Below are 7423 nucleotides of genomic sequence, written 5' to 3' on the forward strand. Positions count from 1 at the left end.
CCGGATCCGCGCATGCGCCGCCCCGCGCCCGCCCTCGCCGCCAACGGCGCGGCGGGGGCGGGCGCGGTCAGCGCGCGGGCGTCAGGCTTTCAGCCACCACAGATCGTGGTGATGCTCGAAGGTCGGATGCTGTTCGGCGCCCATCACTTTTGCGACGGCGTGGCGGAAGATCGACCGCCAGTAGGGCTGGATGATCACCCCGTCATCCTGAAGGATCGCCTCGATGTCCTTCATCAGCGCGCGGCGCTTTTCCACGTCGGCGATGGCCAGCGCCTGCTCCAGCTTGGCGTCGAATTCGGGATTCGCGTAGGCGCTTTCGTTCCAGGCCTCGCCGGACTTGTAGGCCAGCGCCAGCACCTGCACGCCAAGCGGGCGCATGTTCCAGTTGGTGGTGGAGAAGGGATACTTGGTCCAGTCGTTCCAGAAGGTGGCGCCGGGCAGGATCGTGCGCTTCACGTTCACGCCGGCGTCGCGCAGCTGGGCGGCGATGGCGTCGGTGGTGGCGCGCCGCCAGTCGTCGTCGATGGAGATAAGTTCGTGTTCGTAATCGGTCATCCCCGCATCGGCGAGCAGCGCCTTCACCTTCGCCGGGTCGCGTTTCTGCGCCGGCAGTTTGGCGTATTCCGGGTGCATGGGCCCGACATGGTGGTTTTCCGCCGGCGTCCCGAGCCCGGCATAGCCCAGTTCCAGCACCACCGCGTTGTCGACCCCGGCCTGCATCGCCTGGCGCACGCGCTTGTCGGCGTAGACCTTCTTGCCGTCGATCTCGGCGTCCAGGTTCATGCGCGCCACGACGGTGGCGGCCGTGAGCGCCTCGGAGCGAACCAGGCCGAGGGAGGAGAAGATCTCGACGAATTCGCCCGAGGACTGGTGGATGATGTCGATCTCGTCGGATTCGAAGGCCGACAGGAAAGCCGACGGATCGGTGCCGTAATCGACGTAGTCGATGCGATCGAGCGCCACGTCGCCGCCCCACCAGCCGCCGCGCTTGGACAGGGACGCGCGCACGCCGACCTCGACATTGTCGATCATGTAGGGGCCGGTGCCGATGGGGTTGGCGGTCAGGTCGGCGCCGGTTTCGTCAAAGCTGGGATGCACGATCAGCGCCGGATAGTCGGTCATGCCGGGGATGATGGTGATGTCGGCCACCGGCAGGTTCAGCTTGATCGTGTGGCTGCCGGTCTTTTCGATCACCCCGTCGCCGGCCTTGCCGGTCTCGGCGTCAATCAGCGAGGCCATGCGCCCGGCCATGGAATTGCCCTCGGCCGCCTTGTCGCACCAGCGATTGAGGTTGTAGATCACGTCATCGGCGGAAAAATCGTCCCCGTTGGACCATTTCACGCCCTGGCGCACGTTCAGAATGTAGGTCTTGGCGTCGTCGCTGACCTCCCAGCTTTCCAGCAGCATGGGCTGGAAGGTGAAGTCCCTGGTGTAGCGCACCAGGTTTTCGACCAGGCCGCGGGCCACATTGCCCATCTCGGACCAGTCGAAGACGCGCGGATCCTTCACGCGCTTGATTTCCATCTGCATGCGCAGCGTGCCGCCCATGGTCTTTTCCTCGGCCAGGGCCGGGCGGGCGAGTCCGAGCATGCCGTAGGCCGCGGCGGCGGTGACGCCGGTCGCCGAGGCCAGCGCCAGGAATTCGCGCCGCTCCATGCGGCCCGCGCGGGCGTCCCGGGCCAGGGAGACGATTGTCGGGTTCACCGGGGCGCCGGTGAGGGTCTTGGAATCGCGCATGAGGGTCTACCTCTCCTGTCGTGGGGGGATTCGGCCTCTTCCCGCGAGGCGCGGCGAGGCTCGTCTTCATCCTTGCATCTAAACCATCAGACGCGAACCGGCGACCAACCGCGCCGTTTTGCGGCAAAGCCAGGTCAGAAAACGACACGCGCTGCGAACCGTCGCGCATGCGCAAAACCCGAAGCGACGCCAGGACTAGGCGACATGGCCAACGCCGATGGCCGCATTGCTGCGAATGACCCGATTGTCGCAAGTCGGGGCGGGCAAATCAACCGCGCAGGCGCGCGCCGCGCTAGAGGTCGGCGGCGGCGGTGCGCCGGATGCGCGCGTCGGGGCGCCTGAACAGGTCGGGGTTGAGCGCGATCCCCAGCCCCGGACCCGGCGGCGCGGCGATCTCGCCCCCGGACAGCGGCGGCAAGCCGGTGACCAGATCCTGATACCAGCCGAAATAGAAGGCGCGCACCACCTCCTGCACGCTGACGTTGGGCGCGTGCAGCGCCAGATGCACCGCGGCGGTCAGGGCCACCGGGCCGGTGCAGTCATGGGCGGCGAAGGGGATCGCCCAGGCGTCGCAAAGCGCCGCGACCTTGCGCGCCTCGGTCAGCCCGCCGCCCCAGACGAGATCCATGATCGCCAGGCTGACGGCGTTCTGTTCCAGCAACTGACGAAATTGCGCCTTGCCGCCGAGCAATTCGCCCACGGCGATGGGGGTGCGGGCGCCGCGCGCCGCCGCGCGCAGGTTGGAAAGCGGCGCCATGCGCACCGGATCCTCGATCCAGGCCAGGTCGAAATCCTCGAGCGCATGGATGATCCGCCGGGCCATGGGAACGTTCCACATGGAATGCAATTCGGCCATGATCTGCATCCGGTCGCCCACCGCGGCGCGGATTTTCGCGAACGGCTCGATGGCCTTTTTCAGTTCGGCGTCCGAGATCGCGACGCCGCCCGAGGCTTCGGCGGCGAAGTCGAAGGGCCAGATCTTCATGCCGGTGACGCCCATTTCCAGCAGGCTTTCGGCCAGCGCCCCGGCATCGGTCAGGAACGCGTCGAGATCCTCGTAGGGGCCGGGCGGGTTTTTCTGGTCGAGCCCGTAATTCGACGACACCTGCGCCGGGGCCTTGCGCACGTATCCGTAGCCCGCGCAGGTGTTGTAGACCCGGATGCGATCGCGCGAGGCCCCGCCCAGCGCCTGCCAGATCGGCTGCCCGCCGGCCTGCCCGAGCAGATCCCACAACGCCACGTCCACCGCCGAGGCGGCGCGCATCTCCGCCCCCGAGCCGCCGCGCCCGGCATAGGGGACCATGCGCGGCGCGTGGCGTTCGATGTCGAGCGGGTTGCGGCCGATCAGATAGGGGGCGATGAAATCATGGATATGGGCCTCGACCGCAGTCGCCCCGAAGAAGGTTTCGCCGAGCCCCACGAGCCCTTCGTCGGTGTGGACCAGCACCCAGGCGAGATTGGGAAATTCGTCGAGCAGGAGGGTTTCGACTGCGGTGGTTTTCATGGTTGCGCGCCCGGTTGCCTCGGGCCGCGACGGGATGGCGGCCCGGGGCGAGGGTAGCGCGCGCGGGCGCGCCAGTCATGCCCCTCCGGTCATGCCTGCCAATCGCGCGTGTCAGTCATGCTCCTCGACGCGCATGGGCTGGATCCGGCGAAACGGCGAATGGGCGGACAGCAGTTTGATGTCGTCATCGACCGCCGCGCGCTCGGCCTCCAGATACTCGGCCACGGCGCGGCGAAAGCCCGGATCGCCGATCCAGTGCAGGGAATGGGTGGTCACGGGCAGGTAGCCGCGCGCCAGCTTGTGTTCGCCCTGCGCGCCGGCCTCGACCCGGGACAGGCGGCGCGCGATCGCCCAGTCGATGGCGCGGTAGTAGCAGAGTTCGAAATGCAGGCAGGGATGGTGTTCGGCGGCCCCCCAGTAGCGCCCGAACAATGCCTCGCGACCGATGAAATTCAGCGCCCCGGCCACGGGCCGACCATCGCGAAAGGCCAGCGCCAGCAGCATGTCGTCGCGCAGATGCGCCTGCGCCAGATCGAAGAAATCGCGGCTCAGATAGGGCGAGCCCCATTTGCGCGCCCCGGTGTCCTGGTAGAACCGCCAGAACGCGTCCCAATGCGCCGGGCGCAGGTCGTCGCCGGTCAGCATGCGGATCTCGCAGCCGCTTTCGGCGGCGATGCGGCGTTCGCGGCGGATCTGCTTGCGCTTGCGCGCGTTCAGGGAACCGAGGAAGGCGTCGAAATCCTCGTAGCCGGCATTGACCCAGTGGAATTGCTGGCCGGTGCGGCGCAGCAGGCCGATGGCGCCGCCCGCCTCGGCCTCGTCCTCGGCGCAGAAGGTGACGTGCAGCGAGGAGACCTGGTTTTGCGCCGCCAGCTGCACGGCGCCTTCGGTCAGCGCCGCGATGGCGGCGGCGCGCGGCGCGCCGGGCGCGGTGAGAAAGCGGCGCCCGGCGACCGGGGTGAACGGCACGGCGCCCTGAAGCTTGGGGTAATAGCGCCCGCCGGCGCGTTCGAAAGCGTGGGCCCAGGCGTGATCGAACACGTATTCGCCCTGGCTGTGGTCCTTGGCGTAAAGCGGCATGACCCCGAGCAGCCCGCCGTCGGCGCGCCGCGCGACCAGATGGCGCGGCGTCCAGCCCGTGCCGGGGCCGACCGAGCCGCTGTCCTCCAGCGCCTTCAGGAACCGGTGGGTGACGAAGGGGTCGAGGGGCGGGCGGCCGTCGCGGGTTTCGGGGGCGGCGCAGAAATCCCATTCGGCCGCGGGGATGGCGTCGATGCCGCCCAGAACCGAGATTTCGAGTCTGGCGCCGCCCGCGCCGTCATCCAGGCCGCCGCCCGCGGCGCAGTCGGCGTCGTCATCGGTGTTGCCAATGCTCATGCCAGGCCTCCCGTCCCGCGCCGCTCAGGGCGGGTGGTCGCGGTCGCCATGGGCGAGGCCGGCGGGCAGCGCCGCCGGGTAGTTTTCGAAGGTGACGTTGTCGGAATGGCGCCGCGCGATCGCTTCCTCGGCGGGCGAACGGATGGTCCAGGACAGCACCGGCACGCCGCGATCGCGCAGCGCGGCGCAGGCGGGGGAGGGAAAATCCCTCCAGCCAAAGGAGGCGAAATCCGCGCCCATCGGTTCGAAAGCCTCCATGTTGGAGAGCGCCAGGCGGGTCTTCTCGTCGAAATGCCGGCGCGCGTAGTCGTTGCGAAAGCCGTAGGAGATCAGCCCGCGCGTCCATTGCGGCGCGTTGGCCTGAAACCAGCCGAGAATTTCGGGCACGAAGGACATGATCGCCACCGGGCCGCGGGCGCGGGGCAGCAGGTCGGCGACCCGGGATTCCAGCCGGCCGATGCTGATGCTGGCGTGATGCTGCTTGATCTCGATGAGCAGCGGCGCGTCGGTGGCCTCCAGCACCTGCGCCAGGCTGGGGATGCGTTCGGGGCCGCCCTCGATGGCGACGCCTTGCAGATCGGCGGCGTCGCGCAGCCGCAGCGGGCCGGTTTCGCCGGTCACCCGGTCCAGCGTCGGGTCGTGAAACACCATGGCCTCGCCGTCGCGCGAGATCTGCACGTCAAGCTCGACGCAGTAGCCCGCCTCGGCGGCGGCGCGGAAGGCGGCCAGCGAGTTTTCCGGTCCCCCCGCGCCGTGATAGCCGCGATGGGCCAGCGGGCGGGCGAGGTAATCCGCGTGCAGCCGGCTCATCGGATTTCGAACACGCCTTCGACCTCGACCGCGACCCCCATGGGCAGCGAGGCGCAGCCCACGGCGGCGCGGGCATGAGCCCCGACGGTCCCGCCGAAGGCGTCGGCCATGAGGTCGGAGGCGCCGTTGATCACCTGCGGGTGGCCTTCGAAATCCGCCGTGGCGTTGACGAAGCCGTTGAGCTTGACCACCTGCGCCACGCGCGAAAGGTCGCCGCCGCAGGCGACCCGCAGCTGCGCCAGCAGGTTGAGCGCGCAGAGCCGCGCCGCGCGCTGGGCGTCGGCGAGATCCATGTCGGCGCCGAGCTTGCCGCGAATCAGGCCGTTGCCGTCCTTCGGGATCTGGCCCGAGACGAAGACCAGATCGCCGGTTTTCACCCAGGGCGCGTAGTTGGCGGCGGGGGCGGGGGCCTCGGGGATGGCGTCGCCATGCGCGGCAAGGCGCGATTCGACGCTGTCGGCTTGTGTGGTCATGGGGCTTCCTCTGGGCGGCGGCGCAATCCGGTGCGCGGGGTCCTCGGCCACAGATTTGATGCTCGCACGGCGGGTTGCAAGCCCGTTTCGCGCTCCGCCGCCGGGGCCGGCGGATTTTTCCGGTCCGCGGGGCGCTCAGTCCTCGCGCATGGATTTGGAGAAATAATCCGTGAACGGCTTGGTGAGGTAGCTCAGAGGCGAGCGTTCGCTGGTCTTGATATAGGCCTCCACCGGCATGCCCGGCAGCAGGGTCAGGCCCTCGAGCTTGTCCAATTCGCCCTCGTCGAGGGCCAGCGTCGCGCCGTAATAGGACCGCCCGGTGGCCTGGTCCACGAAGGCGTCGGCCGATATTTTCACCACATGGCCGTCGATCTCGGGCGTGGTGCGTGACGAAAACGCCGAGAATCGCAGGGTCGCGGCCTGACCCTCATGCACCTGGTCGACGAAGATCGGTTCAAGCTGCGCCTCGATCACCAGTTCCACGTCCGAGGGGATGATGTACATGATGGGCTCCCCCGGCTGCACCACCGAGCGCACGGTGAACACGGTCATGCCGTGCACGCGGCCGGCGATCGGAGCGCGCACAACCATGCGGTAGAGCGTTTCCTTCACCGAGGCGAGCTGTTCGCGGATCTGGTTTTCCTGATAATTGATGTCGCGCATCTGGGCGATGGCGTCTTCCTGGCGCTGGGTGGTGAGCTGCAGGATCTGGATCTCGATTTCGGCCACGCGCCCGCGGGCCTCGGCGATGGAGGCGATGATCTCGCCGACCTGGCCCTGAAGCCGCGCTTCCTCGCGCTGCAGGGACAGCAGGCGGTTGAGCTGCGCCAGACCCTGATCGTAGAGCTTCTGCTGGCCCACCAGTTCGCGGTCCACCAGTTCAAGCTGGCGCTTCAGGGCCGCGGCCTGGGCCTCGGCGCCGATGATCTGCTGGGAGATCTGGATCTTGCGTTCGTTGAGCTGGTTGATCTGCTCCACCTGCGAGCGGCGGCGGGCCTCGAACAGCTGGGTCTGGCCGTCGACGATGGCGCGGGCCCGGGGTTCGGTCTCGAGGATCTCGGTGATCTCGGGGTCGAAGGCGATGGATTCGGCGCCGTCGCGTTCGGCGCGCAGGCGGTTGCGGCGGGCGATCAGTTCCCAATACTGGCCTTCGAGGATCGAGCGTTCGTTCTTCAGCAGGGTGTCGTCGAACACCAGCAGCACGTCGCCGGCCTGCACCGTATCGCCGTTCTTCACCGGAATCGCGCCGACGATGCCGCCGTCGAGATGCTCGATGACCTGCTGCTTGGTCTCCACCTCGATGCGGCCCGGGGCGATCACCGCGCCCGAGATCGAGGCGAACACCGCCCAGACGCCAAAGCCGCCGACCAGCAGCAGCAGGCCGAGAAAGCCGATCGCCAGGGGAAAGCGCGCGGGAAAGGCGCTGGCGGCGAATTGAGGGGTGACGTCGGGCGGCGGGGCGTCCGGGGGCGGCGCGGACGGGGCCGCGGCGCCGACGGGGACTGCGCCGCCGCCGCCGGCC

6 protein-coding genes are annotated in these 7423 nt (G+C 68.7%); all 6 read right to left on the reverse strand.

Going from position 1 to position 7423, the window contains the following annotated elements; genetic code table 11:
* Positions 1 to 81: 81 nt before the first annotated feature.
* Positions 82 to 1737 (reverse strand): ABC transporter substrate-binding protein, encoded by a 1656-nt coding sequence (locus AC1HC7_RS06460; protein WP_479496373.1) that lies wholly within the window; start codon positions 1735 to 1737, stop codon positions 82 to 84.
* A 292-nt stretch (positions 1738 to 2029) separates the two neighbouring features.
* Positions 2030 to 3241: a mandelate racemase/muconate lactonizing enzyme family protein gene (locus AC1HC7_RS06465; RefSeq protein WP_479498806.1), complete on the reverse strand. Its 1212-nt coding sequence runs from the start codon at positions 3239 to 3241 to the stop codon at positions 2030 to 2032.
* A gap of 111 nt (positions 3242 to 3352) precedes the next feature.
* Positions 3353 to 4618 carry a GNAT family N-acetyltransferase gene (locus tag AC1HC7_RS06470; RefSeq protein WP_479498807.1) on the reverse strand — a complete coding sequence of 422 codons (1266 nt, stop codon included), beginning with the start codon at positions 4616 to 4618 and terminating at the stop codon, positions 3353 to 3355.
* Between the two features lie 24 nt (positions 4619 to 4642).
* Positions 4643 to 5428, reverse strand: a complete 786-nt coding sequence (locus AC1HC7_RS06475) for a glycerophosphodiester phosphodiesterase family protein (protein WP_479496376.1) — start codon at positions 5426 to 5428, stop codon at positions 4643 to 4645.
* Positions 5425 to 5901, reverse strand: coding sequence for a RidA family protein (locus tag AC1HC7_RS06480; RefSeq protein WP_479496377.1), 477 nt, complete (start codon positions 5899 to 5901; stop codon positions 5425 to 5427). Before AC1HC7_RS06480 ends, AC1HC7_RS06475 begins: the two co-directional genes overlap by 4 nt.
* Positions 5902 to 6036: 135 nt before the next feature.
* Positions 6037 to 7302 carry an HlyD family type I secretion periplasmic adaptor subunit gene (locus AC1HC7_RS06485; RefSeq protein ID WP_479498808.1) on the reverse strand — a complete coding sequence of 422 codons (1266 nt, stop codon included), beginning with the start codon at positions 7300 to 7302 and terminating at the stop codon, positions 6037 to 6039.
* Between the last annotated feature and the right edge of the window lie 121 nt (positions 7303 to 7423).

This window comes from Oceanicella sp. (genome assembly GCF_056449545.1).